Consider the following 787-nt stretch of genomic DNA (forward strand, 5'->3'; position numbering starts at 1 on the left):
CGAGATGTTTTTAATGCAGTGCTCACACAGATTGTTTTGTTATGAGAAAGAGAACCACCATGCATGGCATATTGTGCTGTGAAAGAATGGGGCTATAGCTCAGCTGGGAGAGCGCCTGCCTTGCACGCAGGAGGTCAGCAGTTCGATCCTGCTTAGCTCCACCACCGCTTAGATAAGTAAGTTATTGCGAGCAGTTCGTTATGAATGTGATTCGACTCGACAAGCGAGAAGGGAGCATACAGATAGTATGTGACTGACGAGGGCGGAGACAAAGAAGCTCAGTCAGGACGAAATGAGAAGCAAGAACAGGCTTGTAGCTCAGCTGGTTAGAGCGCACCCCTGATAAGGGTGAGGTCGGCAGTTCAAGTCTGCCCAAGCCTACCATTTCAAATGGTACACAGTCATTGTGGCGCAGGCCACAAGCTCCTTGGGTAATGGAGGAGGGCGACGATAAGCGGCATGGTGAAAGATAGAGCCTTAATGAATACACTTGGGTGAGAGTATTCATTAAGGTTTTTTTAACCTTAAGATGAGCGCGACGCGCTTATTGAGTTCTTTAACAATTTGGAAAAGCTGATAATTAGTAATCAATATTTAACGAAAGAGTAATTGGAAAAATTGATGCGCAAGCATCAAGTGTTCCTCAAGCTACTCTATCTGACAAATAGCATACTTAAAAAAGTATGCAGATTAGCAAACGTCATTCATACCACCCAATCATCCTTGATTAAAAAGGCAAGGTTGTAGAATGGTAGGTTATTCATTAGCGAGCATCCTTGCGATGTAA

2 tRNA genes are annotated in these 787 nt (G+C 44.2%); both read left to right on the top strand.

Annotated features, from left to right (window positions below):
* The first annotated feature begins 88 nt into the window (after window positions 1-88).
* A tRNA-Ala gene (locus D6V41_RS18065) sits at window positions 89-164 on the top strand.
* 143 nt (window positions 165-307) lie between these two features.
* Window positions 308-384 (top strand) — tRNA-Ile (locus tag D6V41_RS18070).
* The last annotated feature ends 403 nt before the right edge of the window (window positions 385-787 follow it).

It is taken from the genome of Ningiella ruwaisensis (assembly GCF_004798935.1).
Lineage (GTDB): Bacteria > Pseudomonadota > Gammaproteobacteria > Enterobacterales > Alteromonadaceae > Glaciecola > Glaciecola ruwaisensis.